Source organism: Stenotrophomonas sp. STEN020 (assembly GCF_056760195.1).
Genome location: NZ_JBRREI010000002.1, coordinates 146,617 through 165,524, shown reverse-complemented (window position 1 = coordinate 165,524; position 18,908 = coordinate 146,617). Strand labels below are relative to the sequence as shown.

Annotated in this window: 17 protein-coding genes; 3 read left to right on the top strand and 14 right to left on the bottom strand. The window is 65.3% G+C overall.

What is annotated here, in order from left to right; all coding sequences use genetic code 11:
• Positions 1-86: 86 nt before the first annotated feature.
• From ACVOLZ_RS01980 to ACVOLZ_RS01935, 10 genes are all read right to left on the bottom strand, one after another.
• The gene (locus tag ACVOLZ_RS01980; protein WP_481514847.1) at positions 87-1,385 is read right to left on the bottom strand and encodes a DUF58 domain-containing protein; all 1,299 of its coding nucleotides are present in this window, start codon (positions 1,383-1,385) and stop codon (positions 87-89) included.
• A 280-nt stretch (positions 1,386-1,665) separates the two neighbouring features.
• Positions 1,666-2,691: an AAA family ATPase gene (locus ACVOLZ_RS01975; protein WP_481514846.1), complete on the bottom strand. Its 1,026-nt coding sequence runs from the start codon at positions 2,689-2,691 to the stop codon at positions 1,666-1,668.
• Positions 2,688-3,836, bottom strand: coding sequence for a DUF4350 domain-containing protein (locus ACVOLZ_RS01970; RefSeq protein ID WP_481514845.1), 1,149 nt, complete (start codon positions 3,834-3,836; stop codon positions 2,688-2,690). Before ACVOLZ_RS01970 ends, ACVOLZ_RS01975 begins: the two co-directional genes overlap by 4 nt.
• Positions 3,833-5,422 carry a DUF4129 domain-containing protein gene (locus ACVOLZ_RS01965; protein WP_481514844.1) on the bottom strand — a complete coding sequence of 530 codons (1,590 nt, stop codon included), beginning with the start codon at positions 5,420-5,422 and terminating at the stop codon, positions 3,833-3,835. The genes ACVOLZ_RS01970 and ACVOLZ_RS01965 overlap by 4 nt, the downstream gene beginning before the upstream one ends.
• Positions 5,412-6,404, bottom strand: a complete 993-nt coding sequence (locus tag ACVOLZ_RS01960; RefSeq protein WP_481514843.1) for a stage II sporulation protein M — start codon at positions 6,402-6,404, stop codon at positions 5,412-5,414. Before ACVOLZ_RS01960 ends, ACVOLZ_RS01965 begins: the two co-directional genes overlap by 11 nt.
• Positions 6,401-7,096, bottom strand: a complete 696-nt coding sequence (locus ACVOLZ_RS01955) for an RDD family protein (RefSeq protein WP_481514842.1) — start codon at positions 7,094-7,096, stop codon at positions 6,401-6,403. Before ACVOLZ_RS01955 ends, ACVOLZ_RS01960 begins: the two co-directional genes overlap by 4 nt.
• 182 nt (positions 7,097-7,278) lie before the next feature.
• Entirely contained in the window at positions 7,279-8,199 is a 921-nt protein-coding gene (locus ACVOLZ_RS01950) for a DUF2167 domain-containing protein (RefSeq protein WP_481514841.1), read from the bottom strand.
• A gap of 77 nt (positions 8,200-8,276) precedes the next feature.
• Positions 8,277-8,816: a gamma carbonic anhydrase family protein gene (locus ACVOLZ_RS01945; RefSeq protein WP_481514848.1), complete on the bottom strand. Its 540-nt coding sequence runs from the start codon at positions 8,814-8,816 to the stop codon at positions 8,277-8,279.
• Positions 8,817-9,153: 337 nt separating this feature from the next.
• Complete coding sequence (gene mnmG, locus ACVOLZ_RS01940; protein ID WP_481514840.1) at positions 9,154-11,043, bottom strand: tRNA uridine-5-carboxymethylaminomethyl(34) synthesis enzyme MnmG; 1,890 nt, start codon at positions 11,041-11,043, stop codon at positions 9,154-9,156.
• A 491-nt stretch (positions 11,044-11,534) separates the two neighbouring features.
• Positions 11,535-12,158 (bottom strand): hypothetical protein, encoded by a 624-nt coding sequence (locus tag ACVOLZ_RS01935; RefSeq protein WP_481514839.1) that lies wholly within the window; start codon positions 12,156-12,158, stop codon positions 11,535-11,537.
• Positions 12,159-12,302: 144 nt separating this feature from the next.
• Between ACVOLZ_RS01935 and ACVOLZ_RS01930 the strand changes: the two genes are divergently transcribed.
• Both ACVOLZ_RS01930 and ACVOLZ_RS01925 read left to right on the top strand, forming a co-directional pair.
• Entirely contained in the window at positions 12,303-13,265 is a 963-nt protein-coding gene (locus tag ACVOLZ_RS01930) for a pyridoxal-phosphate dependent enzyme (RefSeq protein ID WP_481514838.1), read from the top strand.
• Positions 13,262-13,870, top strand: coding sequence for a YdcF family protein (locus tag ACVOLZ_RS01925; RefSeq protein ID WP_481508103.1), 609 nt, complete (start codon positions 13,262-13,264; stop codon positions 13,868-13,870). Before ACVOLZ_RS01930 ends, ACVOLZ_RS01925 begins: the two co-directional genes overlap by 4 nt.
• Positions 13,871-14,015: 145 nt before the next feature.
• Here ACVOLZ_RS01925 and bioC read toward each other — a convergent pair whose 3' ends face one another.
• The 4 genes from bioC to bioB all read right to left on the bottom strand — a co-directional run bounded on the left by bioC (position 14,016) and on the right by bioB (position 18,115).
• On the bottom strand, positions 14,016-14,903 hold the full coding sequence (gene bioC / locus ACVOLZ_RS01920) for a malonyl-ACP O-methyltransferase BioC (RefSeq protein WP_481514837.1): 888 nt from the start codon (positions 14,901-14,903) through the stop codon (positions 14,016-14,018).
• A gap of 99 nt (positions 14,904-15,002) precedes the next feature.
• Entirely contained in the window at positions 15,003-15,770 is a 768-nt protein-coding gene (gene bioH, locus ACVOLZ_RS01915; RefSeq protein WP_481514836.1) for a pimeloyl-ACP methyl ester esterase BioH, read from the bottom strand.
• Between the two features lie 17 nt (positions 15,771-15,787).
• The gene (gene bioF, locus ACVOLZ_RS01910) at positions 15,788-16,996 is read right to left on the bottom strand and encodes an 8-amino-7-oxononanoate synthase (RefSeq protein WP_481514835.1); all 1,209 of its coding nucleotides are present in this window, start codon (positions 16,994-16,996) and stop codon (positions 15,788-15,790) included.
• Positions 16,997-17,086: 90 nt separating this feature from the next.
• Positions 17,087-18,115 (bottom strand): biotin synthase BioB, encoded by a 1,029-nt coding sequence (gene bioB, locus ACVOLZ_RS01905; RefSeq protein ID WP_481513442.1) that lies wholly within the window; start codon positions 18,113-18,115, stop codon positions 17,087-17,089.
• Between the two features lie 73 nt (positions 18,116-18,188).
• Here bioB and ACVOLZ_RS01900 point away from each other — a divergent pair, with 73 nt between their 5' ends.
• Positions 18,189-18,890: a ComF family protein gene (locus ACVOLZ_RS01900; RefSeq protein WP_481514834.1), complete on the top strand. Its 702-nt coding sequence runs from the start codon at positions 18,189-18,191 to the stop codon at positions 18,888-18,890.
• The last annotated feature ends 18 nt before the right edge of the window (positions 18,891-18,908 follow it).

The following is an 18,908-nucleotide window of genomic DNA, read 5'->3' as shown; positions in this document are numbered from 1 at the left end:
GGTGACGCCCCTGCCGAGCATGGCTCGGCACTACATGACCCGGCTTTTGTAGGAGCGGCGTGAGCCGCGAAGCCGGGACAAACGGGTTACAGCAACCCGTCGCGCTTCACTGCCAGATAGCGTTCCACCAATGCTGCCGGCAACTCTTCTGCGGTAACGTCCAACACCATCACCCGATGACTCCGCAGCGCTTCATGGGCGTCGCTGCGTTGCTGCAGGTAGGCGGCAATGGCGCCAGCCTGTATCGCGTCGGGCACGGTTTCAACTTCACGCGTCAGCGCCTGATCCAGCTCGCGCTCTCGCAGGCTGGCCACGCATACCAGGTGCCGCTTCTGCAGCAGGCGCACGGCGGCGAGCAGATCTTCGATATCTTCGTCGCGTACGTTGGTAACCAGCATCACCAGGCTGCGCCGCGATTGCCGCAGCGACAACTCGGTGGCCGCAGCAAGATAGTCGGTAGCCACCGGCTTGGGCTGCAGGTCGTAGCTGGCACGCAGCAGGCTGTCGATCGCGCCCATGCCGCGTTTCGGCGCTACCCAACGGCTGTCGCCACCACTGGCAAACAGGCCGACGCCGTCGCCTTGGCGCAGCGCGAGGTACGACACCACCAGCGAGGCATTGAGCACGTGGTCGAAATGCGACAGGCCACCTTCGTCGGCCATCATCCGCCGGCCGGTGTCGATCATCATCACCAGCTGCTGGTTCTTCTCGTCCTGGTATTCGCGCGAGATCAGCTTGCGTGCGCGCGAAGTGGCTTTCCAGTCGATCTGGCGCAGGCTGTCGCCGATGCGGTACTCGCGCATCTGATGGAAGTCGGTGCCTTCACCACGGCGACGCTTCAGGTGCGCACCTACCAGTCGTGATGCCATCTCCGCGCTGAGCAAGGCGAAGCGGGTGAGTGGGGCGAAGTTGGGATAGACACGCACGGTTTGCGACGTACCTACCGTGCGTTGCTGCCGCCAAAGGCGCAGCGGGGAGTGCAGGCGCAGGTGCACGCCATCAAACACGAAGGTGCCACGGTTGGCGGGGGTGAAGCGGTAGCTGAAACGGGTTTCGCTGGCTTTGCCCAGTTTCAACCGGCGCGGCAGGCCGTCGCCGTTCCAGCCATCTGGCAGCAGGTCGAATACGTCGACGCGCTGCTTGCCGTAGGAATCCAGCTGCAGCCAGGTTTCGCGCTCGACGCCCAGGGCGAGGGACTCGGGGAGTTCGCGACGTACCTGTGGGCTGGGCTTGCGCCAGAGCAGCAGGAGGTCGAGCAAGGCGAGTGCCGCGATTGCTGCTGCGCTGATGGTCCATGCCTGCAGTGGCAGGTAGTGCAGGGCAACTGGCAGGCCGAGCAGGCTCCAGAGCACCAGCAGGGTGATCAGTAGGGGGGCGGGTCTCACTGCGTGGCCCTGGTTGTTTGGTGTTCTGGTGCTGATGAAGAATGAGCTGCAGTAGAAGTAGAAGCACCCCTCCCCAGCCCTCCCCTTCGCACTGCGCGCGAAAGGGAGGGGGCAGGAGCTACGGCACCCCTCCCCAGCCCTCCCCTCCGCGCTGCGCGCGCAAGGGAGGGGGCAGGAGCTACGGCACCCCTCCCCAACCCTCCCCTTCGTGCTGCGCGCGCAAGGGAGGGGGCTGAGGCAAGGGCTTCGTTTGAGATGCCGGCGCTTCTTGCCGCTTTGCTCACTTGCGCGGGGCCTCCACCTTGGCGAGCAGGGCGGTCAAGGCGTCGTCGGCGGATTGGCCTTCGATCTGCAGTTCCGGGGCCAGCGCGATGCGATGACGCAGTGCCGGCTTGGCAATCTCGCGCACATCATCCGGAGTGACGAAGTCGCGGCCAGACAGCACCGCTTGTGCGCGGGCGGCGCGCACCAGCGCAATGCTGCCGCGCGGGCCTGCGCCGAGCGCAATACCCGGCCACTTGCGGGTCGCCGCGACGATGCGCACAGCGTAATCAATCACCTGCGGGTCAACGGTGATCGCCGCCACCGCCTTCTGCAACTCCACCACATCGGCGCCGCTGAGTACGCGTGGCACCTGGGTGAGGTTGAAGTCGCTGGCGGTGCGGCCAGTGGTGATGGCCTGCACCATCTGCTTTTCGTCTTCCAGCTGCGGGTAGTCGATCAGCACTTTCAGCAGGAAACGGTCCAGCTGGGCTTCCGGCAGCGGGTAGGTGCCTTCCTGCTCCACTGGGTTCTGCGTGGCCATGGTCAGGAACGGCGGAGTCAGTGCGAAGGCCTTGCCTTCGATGGTGACCTGGCCTTCCTGCATCACTTCCAGCAGCGCCGACTGGGTCTTGGCCGGGGCGCGGTTGATTTCGTCGGCCAGCAGCAGATTGGTGAACACCGGGCCGCGACGGATCTTGAAGCTTTCGGTCTTGGGGTCGTAGACGGCGTGGCCGCTGACGTCGCTGGGCATCAGGTCGGGGGTGAACTGCACGCGTGCGTAGTCCAGTTCCAATGCCTGCGCCAGGGCGCGCACCAGCAGCGTTTTGCCCAGTCCGGGCACGCCTTCGATCAGTACGTGGCCACCGGCCAGCAGGGCGATCAGGATCTGGTCCAGCACGTCGCTCTGGCCGATGAAGGCATGGCCTACCGCTTCGCGGATGCGTTCGACGCGTTCAATCAGATCCGTGTTGACCGGCGAGGGAGCGGGCGTCGGCGCGGGTGCATCGCCGGGGAGGGCAGGCGGAGTGAACTCGTCGGTCATAGCTGGTTTCTCATCTGGATGAGCAAGCGGATGCGGTCGCGCAGGGCGATGTCGTCCTGCGAAGGGGGAATCTGCAACGCGGTCTGTACGCGGCTGATCGGCCACTGCAGGTGATCGGCAATGGCTTGTGCCTGGGCATCGCCGCTCAACGCGGCGGCCACCGGCGCGCGGCGGCGCAGGCGGGCGAGGAAGGCCTGGCGTACCGCGTCATACAGCAGCGGTGACTTGCGGTAGCGGTGCAGGTGCTCGCCGCTGGCGCGCACGTGCTCCAGCAGCGAGCGGCGGTCTTCGCGCGGCGAGGGCCGCAGCGCGCCGAAGCGCTGGCAGCGCATCCACAGCCACGCCAGCAGCGCGAGCAACAACGGTACCCACACCGGCCAGCCGCGTTGGAACAGCGTCTTCCATAGCGACGGCAGTTCCATCGCGTAGATCAGGTGGATGGTGCCCTTGCCGTAATTAGGTGCCAGCACCAGCCGGGCCAGATCACGGTGCGGGATGTCGCGCAGGCCGGTGTCGCGTTCGCCGCCGCCGTTGAGCAGGAAGTCCATGTCGCCCAGGACATCGACCCGGCCAAGGCCGTAACGCAGGCGCGCATAGGCCAGCGTGCTATCGTCATCCGCATCGGCCCAGCGACGCTCGGCGCGGGCCTTATCGGCTAGGGTGAAGCGGTTGCCGCCGCAGAACTCGTTGTGTGATTCCTGGCCGGGCACCTGCCAGACCTGGCAGCGCGCCGATACGTCACTGGTGACCACGCCGAGGCGTTCCAACAAGCCCTGTTCGTCGCCGTCCAGGTCTTCGTCGGCATCGGGTGCGTGCAGCAGCAGATGACCGCCGAACTGCACCCAGTCCAGCAGGCTCTCGACCTGTGCGGGAGTGAGCAGGCGCGGGTCGTCGAGCATCAGCACGGTATCGCCAGGCTGCAGCTGCATGGTGGGAAGGTCGAGCTGGCGCCGGGTTTCGGCTTTGCTGCCGTCGCGGATCAGGGTTTCGCGCAGCGCATACAGTGCGTTGTAGGTGGGCTCGCCATAAGCGGGCAGGGTGATCTCTTCGCTGGTTCTTTCGAAGTTGCGCACGAACCAGAACGCGATCAGGCAGGTCAGTAATAGCAGCACGATGATCAGCGAATTACGCAGGGCGCTGTTCATGCCGGCCACCCGTACTGCTGGTGCAGCTCCTTGGTCAATGCGTCGAACTCTTCATCGCTTGGCAGGCGGCCGGCATAGGCGGCGTACTGCCAGGTGCGCACCATGCGTGCGAACAGGCTGCGATCGGCTTCCTGCGGCATCTTGCGTGAGGCACGCAGGCACTGCGCTTCGGTGGCGCCCGGTGGCAGCACGACGTTGCCGCGTTCGACCAGCACTTCCACCGAAGCACGGTATAGCAGCGCCAGCGCGTGCCGTGGCTTGCCTTCGCGCCACAGCCGCCGCGCGCCACCGAGGATGTCCGGCGGCAGCACTTCCGGCAATTGCAGGGCTTCCTGCAGCGCGGGTGCGTGCACGTCGCGGCGGCGACGGCCATCGCCACGGAACCACGGCAGCCACCAGCGTGCGGTCAGGGCGAGCGCCACCAGCAATACGCCAAGCAGAATCCACAGGATGCTCTCGCCGATCAGCGCGGCGAACTTGGCGATGGCGGCGAAGATCGGGCCGGCATCGGGTTTGTTGCTGTCGTCGTCGATCTTTGGTGTCTTGCTCTTCTTCACCCAACGGGTGACGCTGCGCTTGGCGCCGAGTTGCGGGTCTTCATAGGCGCGTGCAGCGGCCTGACGGAAGCCGGCGGTGTCGGCCGGTGCGGCACCAAACAGCTGCTGTGGCGTGGTCGCCGTAGCGGCAGCTGCTTCCGGTCCTGCTTCAGCAACGTCTTTGCGATTGCTGTGGCTGCTGGCGTTGTGGGTATCAGCGTTGTCCTGTGCCCGCGCCTGCAGCGACGGCAACGCGAACACCGCCAACAGCAACACCAGCATCGGCGCCAGCCCAGCCAGTCGCTCGCGCAGGCGACGGAAGGCGATTTCCACATCCCAGGCTTCCAGCTGAGTGCGGCGGTTGAGGTAGAGGCCAAAGCCGGCACCGCTATAGAACGGGCTGATCAAGGTCATCGCCAGCCACGCCAACAGATTGAAGCCTATCCATGCCCACGCGGGGGTGTCTTCGCCGATCAGCTCCCAGGTGGCGCGTAGCGATTCGGATAGCAGTTCCACCGGCACGAACATGAAGACCAGGGCGACGCCGGCAAGCTGCAGCATGAGCTCGAAATGCCAGCACACCCAAGTGAGCAGGGTGGCGTGACCATAGGCCGCACCGCCAAGTGCATGCCGGCGTCCGCGCCGCTGGCTGGCGTCGCCACCTTCCAATAGATCGACCGGCATCAACAGCGAGCGGGCAGGGCTGAGGCGACGCCAGCCGAGATAGGCGCCGAGACCGCGCCAGCCCCAGTTCCACTGCGCGCGCAGGGTTTGAGCGGTAGTGGGCTCGGCACCAAACGCGCCGCGCGAAATCACATACAGCGGGATGCGCTCGAACGCGGGCTTCAGCCACCACAGGAGCACGCCGGACAGCCAGAAGCTGTCCAGCCACCAGCCCAGCAGGTTGAGCAGTGCGAATACCGGCAGCGTCAGCAACACCCAGGGCTTCCAGATCGCAGTGGCATGACGGCGGACCAAGGCGGTGCCAAGCTCCATCGCTTCCCATTGCGAGCGTGCGCGCAGCACGACGTCGAGTTGATCAATCCGCACGATCACCTCCACGCCCGCCGCGCCACAGCCACAGCAGCACTACCGTCCACAGCACGGCAGACACACTGAGCTTGCCCCACATCGGCACCCACGCGATCGATGACCAGAACGCCTCGATGAAGGCCGCCACCAGCAGCATGAAGGCCACGCCCAGGCATAGCCGTGCACCAATCACGCCGCCCTCTATGAGAGCATCAATGCGGCGCTTGCGGCCCGGTGCCAACAGCCGCAGGCCAAGCTGCAGGCCGGCACCACCGGCAATGACGATGGCGGTCAGCTCGAATGGCGCGTGGCCGACTACAAAGCGCCAGAACGGATCACCTGAGCCTATCTGCTGCAGATGCCCTGCTACCGCACCAATGGTGATGCCGTTGAACAGCAACACCAGGATGGTGCCGATGCCGGCCAACAGTCCGCTGGCAAAGGTACGCAGGCCGATGCTGATGTTGTTCATGATGTAGTGGCCGAACATCGCCCAATCGGTGCCGCTGTCGCGGCCCAGATTGTCGGCGGCGGGGTCGTACATCTTTTCCATCTGCGCGACCTGACGCGGGTCCAGCAGCATGTGGATCAGCTCAGGCTTGTATTGCAGCAGCACGAATATTCCGACCAGCGGAATCACGAACAGCGCGCAGGCCACCCACATCGCGCCTGCCTGACTGCGCACAGTGCTTGGGAAATCAGCGAACAGGAATTCAAGCGCACGCTGCCAGCGCGGTGCCGGCGTGCGGTACAGCAGGTTGTGGCCGCGCTGCATCAGCTGCTGCAGTTGTTCCACCAACTGTGGGCTGTATCCACGGCGACGCGCCAAGGCCAGTTGCTGGCAGAGGCGGCGGTAGCGCTGCGGGAAGGTCTCATCGCCGAGCAAATCGGGGTCGATGCTGCGCCGATCTTTGCGCGAGCGCTCGCCACGGCCTTGCAGCCAGTCCTCGAGCTGCTGCCATTCGTGCTGATAGCGGGTGACGAACTGTTCCTGTCTCATCGCCGCCCCAGCAACCAGTTGGCCATTGCATACAAACGCATTACACCGGCCTGGCCGCGCTCCTGGCTCAGACCGCTGACGATGTCGGCCAGCTCACGCTGGCGCCCGGGTGACAGCGCCGGCGCGCGGTCGGCATAGGCGATCAGCGCGGCCTGTTCGTTGGGTTGCAAGGGCAGCGGCGGCGCAAGTGCGGTATCGATGCGGGCCGGCGGCGTAATCGGGCGCGGCGCGGTATGGATCACCAGGGAACCGGCAACCAGATCGCCCAAGCGCCGGCCATGCGCATCAAACAGGCAGGTGACCAAGCCAAGCGCGTAACCAAACGGCAGCGCGTCGACGGTGCGTAGCAGGTTGCGCACGATCGCCGCCATCCAGCCCAAGGGGGCGCCGTCGCGGGCGACCACCCGCAGGCCCAAAGCCTTCTTGCCCAAGGTGCGGCCGAACCACACCTCCAGCACGATCGGGTAGGCCCAGAACATCAGGAACATCAAGCCCAGGTAGATGCCTTGGCCGAGCTCACCCAGTGCGACCAGCAACGGGCTCATCACCATCAGCACGCCAAAGCGCACGCACAGGTCGATCAGCCAAGCCAGGGCACGCGGCACCGGCCCGGCAGCGGGCAGCTGCAGGGGCACGCCTTCGGGTGTGATGACCTCGCGATAGGTGTCCAGCATCGGCCGCGCTGTGTTCATTGCAGTGGCTCCAGCAGCAAGTGCTGGTCCTGCATGCGGCGGATGGAAGCCCGGAGTCCGGCCCGGACGGATGCCTGTGGCATTCGTGTCTCTGCTACGTCCCTATCAGAACGCTGACTTTAGCTGGCGGCAGCCTGAAAACCCAGCCCGCCGCGACAGCGGTAGGCTGGGCGAGGCGGGTGTCAGCGCACGGTGCGGTTGTCGTCACCACGCACGAACAGCTTCTTGATTGCAGCACCGAAGAACAGCACGCCGATCAACAGCAGCTTCCAGAACTTGGCCAGCAGCAGGCCGAGCTTGGCAAAAAGCCCGGCTTTGGCCGCCAGCCCGCCGCCGATCAGGGTAGCCACGCCATAGGCGGCGACCTTGTCGGTGCTGGGGTTGTGGTCGGCGTAGCGTGCGCCCTGGTCGAATTCGGCCATCGGCAGCAGCTTGTCCATGCCCTCGCGTACCAGTGCCAGTTCCGACATTCCTGAAACGGCATTCAAGCTCAGGTAGCCATGCCGCCCGAGCACCCGGATGTCGTAGTTGAGGGTGTGATCTGGCTGGTCGTTGAAGGCCAGCTCGCGTGCCCAATAGAGCTTCTTGCTGCCGGCCTCGTAGCGTGGGGGCACTGCCCAGCCGACCAGATCGAGCGAGCCGTAGCCTGCCTTCTCACGTTCGGGATTGCTATCACGGGTCTCGGCCTGCATGGTCTTGAGCAGGTCGTCGTAGTCGATCTTGCTGGCATCTTCGTCGGACACGTAGCCATCGTCGGACCAGGTCACCACCACCGCCCAGCTCTCCTGCTCGCTAAGCCCCGGGCTGCGCGGCACGATCATGCCCAGCACACTGTCATCGGGCGGGTTGCCCCACATGTCTTCCAACACCCGGCGCGCGTCGGCCTTGTCCAGATAGCGGAACTCGCCATCCAGATTGAAGTGGGCCTTGGCCTCGGGCACCTCGATCTGCCCGCTACGGAAATGCAGCGATTGCTCGAACTGCTCCGCGCTCATGCCCTGTTCCTCCTGGGCGGAGTCCTGAGCGGTGGCGGCAAAGCAAACAGCACACAACAACGCCGCAGCCGCCAACAGGCGCTGCACCACGATTCGCATCGACTTCATGTCAATCCCTTGAAGGCGTCCCCACGCCAAGGCCGGCAGTGTGCACCCGCAAGGCGGGTGCCGACAATGCCTGCGGGTCAGCCCTGCATGCCGCGGTACTGGTCCTTGACCTTTACGTAGTGGTCGGCCGAATAACGCAGCCCTTCGATGTCCTTCTCGCTGAGCTGGCGCATCAGCCGTGCCGGGTTGCCAGCCCACAGCTCACCGCTGCGCACCACCTTGCCCGGCCCGACCACCGCGCCGGCGGCGATGAAGGCGTTGGCCTCGATCACCGCGCCATCGAGGATGCACGCGCCCATGCCGATCAGGCAGTAGTCGCCGATGGTGCAGGCGTGGATGATGCAGCCATGGCCGACGGTAACGCCTTCGCCGATCAGGGTCGGGTAGCCACCCTTGTTGTAGGGACTGTCGTGGCTGACATGAATGATGGTGCCGTCCTGCACATTGGTACGCGCACCAATGCGTACGTAATTCACATCACCGCGGATAACCGTGCCCGGCCACACCGACGCATCATCATCAATCTGCACATCACCAATGATGGTGCAGGCCTCGTCGATATAGACGCGCTCGCCGATGGTGGGGGTTTTATCGAGGAAGGGGCGCAGTGCGGGCATGCTGGAACTCGAGGTCGGTGAGGCGTTGATGCGCATGATAGCGCGCGGGCTGGTGGCAGCTTTGCGCGGGACTTCCGGCGGCTGGGTAGTTGTCTGGAAGTCAGATGCAGCGTAGATGCATCGATATGACTGATGTGGCGCGATTGATATTGCGGTGGCCGCGAACGGCACCCCTCCCCAACCCTCCCCTGCGCTATGCGCAAGGGAGGGGGCAAAAGCGGCGGCGCTGCTATCTGACAGAGCGAGCGAAACAGCCCCCTCCCTTGCGCATAGCGCAGGGGAGGGTTGGGGAGGGGTTGCTCTTAAGCTCCCGCCACCAAAATCTCCAATCAGAAACTCAAGCCACCTTGCCGCGTCGCGCCCGTTCCAGATGCACCAACAGCAAGGAAATCGCGGCCGGGGTCATGCCCGGAATACGCTGCGCCTGACCGATGGTCTGTGGGCGTACACGCTCCAGTTTCTGCAGTGCCTCAGCCGACAAACCACGCACCGAGGCAAAGTCGAAACCTTCGACAATCGCTGTGTTCTCATGCCGCTGCTGGCGTTCGATCTCATCGCGCTGGCGGTCCAGATAGCCGGCGTACTTGACGCTGATCTCAACCTGCTCGGCCACGCGCGCATCATCGACGCCCGGTCCGAGTGAGGGCACCTGCATCAACTTGGCGTAATCCAGCTCCGGGCGTTTGATCAGGTCCAGCACATTGGTTTCGCGGCTGACTGCCACGCCGGTGGCTTCGGCTACTTCGCGGCCCAGCGCATTGCCCGGCGTTGCCCAGATGCCGCGCAGGCGTGCGCTTTCGTTGGCGACGGCAGTCTGCTTGGTTTCAAACGCCGACCAGCGGCGATCGTCAACCAGGCCCAGCTTGCGGCCGGTCGGGGTCAGACGGGTGTCGGCATTGTCTTCGCGCAGCTGCAGCCGGTATTCGGCGCGGCTGGTGAACATGCGATAAGGCTCGGTGGTGCCGTGGGTGATCAAGTCATCGACCAGCACACCAATGTAGGCTTCGTCGCGACGCGGGCACCAGCCGTCCTTGCCCTGAACGAACAAGGCGGCATTGATGCCGGCCAACAGGCCCTGCGCGCCGGCTTCTTCATAACCGGTGGTGCCGTTGATCTGGCCGGCGAAGAACAAGCCGTTGACCTGACGGGTTTCCAGCGTGTTCTTCAGGCCGCGCGGATCGAAGAAGTCGTATTCGATCGCGTAGCCGGGGCGGGTGATATGCGCCTGTTCGAAGCCACGGATGCTGCGTACCAGCTCCAACTGCACGTCGAACGGCAGCGAGGTGGAAATGCCGTTGGGATAGATCTCCACAACGTCCAGGCCTTCCGGCTCGACGAAGATCTGGTGGCTGTTCTTCTCGGCAAAACGCACCACCTTGTCTTCGATCGACGGGCAGTAACGCGGACCGATGCCTTCGATCTGGCCGCTGTACAGCGGCGAACGGTGCAGGGCACCACGGATGATGTCGTGGGTGCGCTCGCTGGTATGGGTGATCCAGCAACTTACCTGTTGCGGATGCTCGCTGACCTCGCCCAGGTAGGACATCACCGGCAGCGGATCGTCGCCGGGTTGTTCATCCATCACGCTGTAGTCCAGCGAGCGACCGTCGATGCGTGGCGGGGTGCCTGTCTTCAGGCGATCAATCACGAACGGGCGTTCGCGCAGGCGCGCGGCCAGCGTGGTCGCCGGCGGGTCGCCCATGCGGCCAGCGGTGTATTGGGTTTCGCCGATGTGGATCTTGCCGGCCAGGAAGGTGCCGGCGGTCAGCACAACTGCGGCAGCGTGGAAGGTCAGGCCGGTCTGGGTGATGGCGCCACGTACCGCGTCGCCCTCGATCACCAGATCATCGACCGCTGCCTGGAACACAGTCAGGTTGGGCTGCGACTCGACGATGCGGCGGATCGCCATTCGGTACAGGTTGCGGTCGGCCTGGCAGCGGGTGGCGCGTACGGCCGGGCCCTTGGAGGCATTGAGGGTGCGCCACTGGATGCCGGCGCGGTCGGCGGCATGTGCCATGGCCCCGCCTAGTGCGTCGATCTCCTTGACCAGATGGCCCTTGCCGATACCGCCGATGGCCGGGTTGCAGCTCATCGCGCCGACGGTTTCGACGTTGTGGGTCAGCAGCAGGGTGCGGGCACCGCCACGCGCCGCAGCCAAGGCCGCTTCGGTGCCAGCGTGGCCGCCGCCAATGACGATGACGTCGTAACGGTAGAAGGAGTCGCTCATGGGCGTGAGATCGGTCAAGAAAGTGTGAAGTCCGTCGGCGGGGGATTCCCACCATGCGACGGCGTGTGTGGTGATTTTACTGCCAAGCGCAATCAGGTACGCATCAACCCTAAAGTTGGCACGCAACCTGCAGCTAATACATTGCACCCAACGTGGCATGCGACATAGGCGCAACAAGGTCGGAATTGGAACAGGGGCCGACCGAAGCGTACGTTGGGGTAGCAGGGGGCCGGTAGTCGGGGGACTACCGGCCTTGCAATCCAGCAAGGCCCGCCTTGGCGGGAAAGCGTTAAAAGACAAAGCCCCGGCCTAGGCCGGGGCTTTGTCTTTGTAGGCGCCGATGTCCGACAGGGCCGGAACAGGGGGGATCCAGATTTCCTGACGGACATCGACATTGAACTGTCTGGGCGAGACCGGTTTAGGTCACTATGCGACGTAAGCGGTCACCCTTGGGGCCAAGAATGCCTGCATTTACGCCAATTGCAACCTTTTTATCGTTCCTGCTCCCTGACTCCGCGCGCTTCACGGGTTTGTGACGGCTGTCGTGCCGGCATCGGCCGCGCCTGAATAGCCGGACGAGCAGCCGCCTGTGGTCTCTGCATCGCCTGCTGCATGGGCTGAGCCCGCTGCATCGGCTGGTTGTTGGCGCGCGGCGGCGGGCGGCTCAGGTTGTCCAGGTCACGCCAAGGCGACTTGTTGCCGCCGCCATTGACCGGCGGTGGGCGGGTCGGACGACCATCGTTGCCACCATTGCCGTTGCCCGGCGGACGCGGACGATTGCCACCATGGTTGTGATCGCCGTCACCACCGGGATGCGGCCGGTTGCCATTGCCATGGCCCGGCGGACGCTGCCCGTTGCCGTGATACGGCGGGCGCGGGCGGTTGTAATTGGGCCGGTAAACCGGATAGCCATAGTTGCCGTAGCCGTAATAGCCACTGCCATAGCCATAACCGCCGTAGCCGTAGCCACGATCCGGGTAGCCATAGGGATAGCTGTACTGCACCGAGGGGGAGCCGTGGTAATAGCCGCCCGAACCGCCGCCGACGTAGTCATACGTGGCACAGCCAGACAGGCCCAACAGCAGGCCGGCGGAAATAATCAGGCGCTTGATCATAAAAAATCCCCCCCTCGTGGGTATGGCATCCAGCTTCGGGCCACAGCGTTGAATCGGCCCTTAATTCGCGTCTACATGGCTGAACATACAACGTGTGCGCAGATGAGATGGTCGCAGGCCCGGGGCCTGGGCTAACCTTTCACCATGAATGAACTCCCTTTACCCGGATTTGCCGAGGTTCTGGCAGCAGCGGCGCGGATTGCCGCCCACGCGACGGTCACCCCGGTGCTGCGTTCACGCGCGCTGGATGCATTGGCCGGCGCCAGCCTGCACTTCAAGGCTGAGCACCTGCAGCGCAGCGGCGCGTTCAAGTTCCGCGGGGCCTGCAACGCGGTGTGGTCGCTGGATGTAGAGCACGCCAGTCACGGGGTGGTGACACATTCTTCGGGCAATCACGGTGCCGCACTGGCCTTGGCGGCGCGCTCGCGCGGAGTTCCCTGCCATGTGGTGGTGCCTGAGGGCGCGGTGGCGGCCAAGTTGGCCAATATCGAACGCAACCAGGCCACGTTGTGGCGGTGCGCACCAACCCAGGCCGCACGCGAGGCTGAATGTCTGCGCGTGCAGCGCGAAACCGGGGCGACGCTGGTTCACCCTTATACCGACCCGCGGGTCATCGCCGGGCAGGGCACTGCCGTGCTCGAACTGATCCGTCAGGCCGGAACGCAGTTGGATGTACTGGTGGTGCCGGTCGGCGGCGGCGGCCTTGCGGCCGGCAGCCTGCTGGCGATGCAGCAGCTGCTGCCGAACTGCGAGCTGGTGCTGGCTGAACCGGCCGGTGCTGCTGATACCGCGCGTTCGCTGGCTGCAGGTGAGCGCTTGATTGATTTCGTGCCCGACACGCTATGTGACGGCCTGCGTGGTGCACTGGGTGCGCCCAACTTCACGTTGCTGCACGGCGCGGCACAGGTAATCAGCGTGGACGATGCCGATACCGTGGCCGCGATGCGGCTGATCTGGCAGGTGATGAAGCAGACCGTCGAGCCATCCTCGGCGATCACACTGGCGGCGGTGCTGGCCCAGCCGCAGCGGTTTGCCGGGCGCACGGTGGGGCTGGTGTTGTCTGGCGGCAATGTCGACCTGGATGCCTTGCCCTGGGTGCAGGCATGAAGGCAGCTGTTCGGCGCACAGGGTTGATGGGCTGGATGTGGCGCTTGTGTGTATTGCTGCTGTTGTGGCTGCTGGGCGTGGCGGCATGGATCATCTGGGTGGGTGACCGTGATCAGGCCGCGCCTGCAGACGCCATCATCGTGCTCGGCGCTGCGGCTTATGACGCCAAGCCTTCGCCGGTGTTTGAAGAGCGCATCCGTCATGGCCTGGATCTGTACCGGCAGGGCTATGCACCGAAGTTGATCTTCACCGGTGGCTTTGGTGGTACGGGCGCGCGTTTCTCCGAATCACAGGTAGCGCGGCGCTATGCGCTGAAGCAGAAGATTCCAGGTAAAGACATCCTGATCGAAACCCGCTCGCGCACCACCCGGCAGAATCTAGTCGAGGCCAAGCAGGTGATGGCCAAGCATGATATGCACAAGGTGATCGTGGTCAGCGACCCGCTGCACATGGCGCGCGCGCTGCGTTTGTCGAAGGAGTTGGGCATTGATGCACTGGCATCGTCCACGCCGAGCACGCGCTTCCGCAGCTTCCACACCAGCTGGCGTTTCCTGCTGCAGGAGGTCTATTTCTTCCACCGCGACCTGTTTGTAAAAGGGGCTTGAGCGGCTCGGCATCCGCTCCCCGTTCTTGTGGGAGCGGCGTAAGCCGTGAAGCTGACGCATTGTCCGCTGGATTGTCTGCAAGGCCCTTGCCGAGTATGGCTCGGCACTACGGTGCCGCATCTGCATCTGCCCTTTTCCCGAATTCCTATTCCTGCGTCTTCCGCCGGATAGGAATCGACGACAACGGCACGCTGGCCACATCCTGGCCCTGCTCGCGAATCGGCGCGCCCGGTGCCGGTGCCCAAGCATGCGCATACACAACTTCCCAGCTGCTCGGCAGTTTGCCGTCAGCGCGACGCATCGGCTCGTAAGCATCGCGTGCTGCCGCAAAACGGCTGCGCCCAGTCAATGTGTGGCGACGGTTGTGCATGGCGTTGGTGGCGCCAATCGCCTTGAGCTCGCGCATCAGCGTCGGCAGGTCGTCATAGGTCAGGGTGAACATGTCGCGATCCAGTACCGGATCGCGGAAGCCGGCCATCATCAAGGCGTCGCCGAACTGGGCGATCTGCACGAAGTGGCTGACATGCGAGGTGTCATCGGCCTGCGCAAAGGCCTGGCGCAGTTCCACCAGCGTGTCGTGGGCAAACGTTGAACAGACCAGCAGGCCATTTGGCTTGAGCACGCGGCGGAAGCCGGCAAATACCGCTGGCAGGTCTTCCACCCACTGCAGGCACAGGTTGCTGTAGATCACGTCGACGCTGTTGTCAGCCAGCGGCAGGGCGCGGGCGTCGGCGCAAACGCGCGAGAACGGGCGCCACCAACCGGCCTGTTTCTTTGCCTCGGCCAGCATTGGCAAGGCCAGGTCCAGTGCGATCACCTGCGCCTTCGGCCAGCGCTTCTTCATCGCCGCGGTGGCATGGGCCGGGCCGCTGCCCACGTCCAACACCACCTGCGGCTGCCGGTCTTCCAGGTAGTCCAGCGATTCCAGCAGGCGTTTGGCCACTTCCTGCTGCAGCACGGCGGCGGCGCGGTAGCTGCTGGCGGCGCGCGAGAAGGCGCGGCGGACGTGTTTTGGATCAAACAGAGAAGACATGGCGGTGATTCGGTTTCGTAATTCAGGATGGGGAGCGCTGCGGTGTTCAAGCGGCCTCGGACATCATCGGCCAGCCAGCGCGAATGGCCGCGTAACCGCTCACGCGCAGCCAGCAACAAACTGTTGCAGCAGCCCGGCAACGTGATCGGCATGGCCAAGGAACGGCGCGTGGCCGCCGCCTTCAATCGTGTGGGCGCTGTGCAGGCCTGCGGGCGCCAGTGCTGCGGCCTGATGCAGGGCCTTGGACGGCACCAGCCGGTCGCGCTGTCCGCCTATCCACAGGCCGGGTTTGTGCAGGCTGGGCAGGCTGCCGCGCAGGTCGCTGCGCTCCAGCAGGGCCAGACCTTCGTGCAGGGCGCGCGGGGCCGGTTCGCCGCGTTCGACCAGCGCATCGCGCAGGGTGCGCAGTTCGCTGCGGGCGTGCTGCGAGCCCATCACGTCCAGCGCCAGGAAGCGCTCCAAGGTGCCGCGATAATCCTGTTCCAGATCACGGCCGAACTGCTCGAACACCACCGGTTCCACTGCATCGGGCCAATCGGCATCGCGCACGAAGCGCGGCGTCGCCGCCAGCATTGCCAGCCCGCGTACCTGCGGCAGCGTGGCGGCGCCGTGCAGGGCAACCAGCCCACCCAGCGACCAGCCACACCACACCGCCGCCGGGGTGGCGCTGGCAATGGCGTTGACCAGATACGGCAGGCGCAAGGGCGTGGCGTCGTCGCGGCTGTGGCCGTGCCCGGGCAGGTCGACCACATGCAGTTCGAAGTGCGGTGCCAGCCGTTCCACCAGCGGCGCGAAGATGCCGCCATGCAGTGCCCAGCCGTGGATCAGGACCAATGCCGGTCCGCTGCCGGTGACGTGGATATGCATGGCGTTACAACCGGTTCTCAGGCAATAGTGTTCAGGGACTTCTGGTACAGCACCACGTCGCGGGCCTTGGCGATGGCTTCCACCAGCGCCTTGACCTGCTCGACGGTATGCAGCGCCGACAAGGTCACGCGCAGGCGTGCCTTGCCTTCGGGTACGGTCGGTGGACGGATCGCGCTGACCAGGAAGCCGGACTGCTCCAGCGTCGCCGACAAGGCCATCACCGTGGCTTCGTCGCCGCACAGCAGCGGTTGGATCGGGGTTTCCGAGGCCATCAGCTCCAGCCCGTTGCGGCGTGCGCCCTCGCGGAAGGCGGCGATCAGTTCGGTGAGCTTGTCGCGGCGCCAATGGTCGCGACGCGCCAGCTTCACCGCCGCCAGTGAGGCGGCAGCCTGTGCCGGCGGCAGGGCGGTGGTGTAGATGTAAGGACGTGCGGTTTCGGCCAGATGCTGGATCAACGCGTCTTCGCCCACCACCACCGCGCCGTGGCCGCCAAGCGCCTTGCTCAGGGTCAGCAGCTGCAGCGGAACTTCGTTCACGCTCAGTCCTGCATCGGCCACACAGCCGCGACCGTGTTCGCCGATCACGCCGATGCCATGGGCGTCATCCACATAGAACAACGCCTCCTGCATGCGTGCCACCAGCGCCAGCGAACGCAGCGGGGCGATATCGCCATCCATGCTGAAGACGCCGTCGGTGACCAGCATGGCGGCGCCGTCGGCGGTGTTCTTGAGCTGGCGCATGGCGCCTTCGCTGTCCAGATGCGGATAGCGGCGCAGGCGGCAGCCGGCCAGGCGGCTGGCATCGAGCAGGCTGGCGTGGTTGAGCCGGTCCTGCACGCAGATATCTGTTTCTTCGCTGAGCAGCGCCTGCTGCACGGCCAGGTTGGCCATGAAGCCGCTGTCGAACAGCAGGGCGCGGGGATAGCCGAGCCAGTCGGCCATCTCGCGTTCCAGCTGCTCGTGCAGGCTGTGGTGGCCACAGACCAGGTGCGAGGCAGTGCTGCCGGCGCCTTCGCGGCCGGCGGCATCCTGCAGCGCGGCGATCACCTCGAACTGTTGCGACAGGCCGAGGTAGTCATTGCTGCAGAAGCCGGTCAACCAGCGGCCGTCCAGCTCCAATCGCACCCCGTCACGGCGGCTGATGCTGCGCCGGGTGCGGATGCGGCCTTGGGCAAGCCGCAGCTTGCGCTGGGCGTTGATGCGGTCGTGGATATCAGGACGGGCCATGGCAGGGTTCATGGTCAAGCGGGCGGCTAGCGTACCCGGTTGCCTGTAAGAATGCCCTAGCGGCGCCCCGCGGGCGGGGCGCCAGCCAGGTCAGGCGCTGCGGGCGCAGAGCGGAGCGATATCCAGGTGCACCGTGCCGGGGTGGTCGTGGTCATCGGCGTCCACATGCACCTGCATCGGGCTGATGCCGAGGCGGGCGAACAGGGCCTGGTCGCGCTCGGTGTCCGGGTTGCCGGTGGTCAGCAGCTTTTCGCCATAGAAGATGGAGTTGGCGCCGGCCAGGAAGCACAGCGCCTGCAGCTCGTCGCTCATGCTTTCGCGGCCGGCCGACAGCCGCACCATCGAGCGCGGCATGACGATGCGGGCGACCGCGATCATGCGCACGAACTCGAACGGGTCCAGCTCAGCACTGCCATGCAGCGGCGTACCGGCGACCTGCACCAGGCGGTTGATCGGCACCGAATCCGGGTGTGCCGGCAGGTTGGCCAGCGCCTGCAGCAGACCGGCGCGGTGTTCGCGGGTTTCACCCATGCCGACGATGCCGCCGCAGCAGGTCTTCATGCCGGCGTTGCGCACGTGCTCCAGCGTATCCAGGCGGTCCTGGTACTGGCGGGTGTGGATGATGGAGTCGTAGTAATCCGGCGCGGTGTCCAGATTGTGGTTGTAGTAGTCCAGCCCGGCGTCCTTCAGCGCCTGTGCCTGGTGGCCTTCGAGCATGCCCAGGGTGGCGCAGGTCTCCAGACCCAGCGACTTCACCTCGCGGATCATCGCCGCGACCTTGGGGATGTCACGGTCCTTGGGCGAGCGCCAGGCCGCACCCATGCAGAAGCGCGAGGCGCCGGCCTGCTTGGCGGCGCGGGCACGGGCCACCACGCTGTCGGTGTCCATCAGCTTCTGCGCGTCCACGCCGGTGTCGTAGCGCTGGGCCTGCGGGCAGTAGGCGCAGTCTTCCGGGCAACCGCCGGTCTTGACCGAGAGCAGGGTGGAAACCTGTACCTGCGCCGGGTCGAAGTGCTGGCGATGCACGCTGGCTGCGCGATGCAGCAGCTCGGGGAAGGGCAGTTCGAGCAGGGACAGCAGCTCTTCGCGCTTCCAGTCGTGGCGGATGACGGTGGACATCGGTGTTACCTGACAGATGGGGCGATGGAAGCGGCGCAGTCTGGTCAGCATACACATTGCTGTCAACCATCAAATGAAGAGCATGGTTTACAGGGTCGGGAGCGGGCTATCAGCCTTGCTGTTCCCGCCGCGCTGCCTGGTCTGCGGGGAGGACGGTGTCCCGGGGCGGGATCTGTGCCTGGCCTGCGGCGCCGGATTGCCATGGCAACAGGCCGCTTGCCGACGTTGTGCGCTGCCCTTGCCGGGTTCCGACGCGGATGGGCTGTGCGGTGCCTGCCAGCGTTCGAACTCGCCCCTGCAGTCGGTGCTGGCGGCCTTTACCTACAGCGCGCCGGTAGACGGCTTGTTGCTGCGGTTCAAATTCCACCACGACCTCAGCGCCGGGCGGCTGTTGTCGGCCTTGTTGCTGGATGCGGTGCGCGACGCCGAGCGACCGCAGGCGATCGTGCCGGTGCCGCTGCATCTGTCACGGCTGCGCCAGCGCGGTTATGACCAGGCTTGGGAGCTGGCCAAGCCGGTGGCGCGCGCGCTGCAATTGCCGCTGTGCCGGGGCCTGTATCGGCGGCGCTCAACCCAGCCGCAATCGGAGTTGGACGCATCGGAGCGCAAACGTAATCTGCGCGGCGCCTTCATCGCGGTGGGGCAGTTGCCTGCACATGTGGTGCTGCTCGATGACGTGATGACCACCGGTGCCACCTTGCATGCAGCAGCGCTCACCCTGCACCGCGCTGGCGTGCAACGGGTGGATGCCTGGGTCTGCGCGCGGGTGCCGTGATTGCCGTCTGTGTGATCA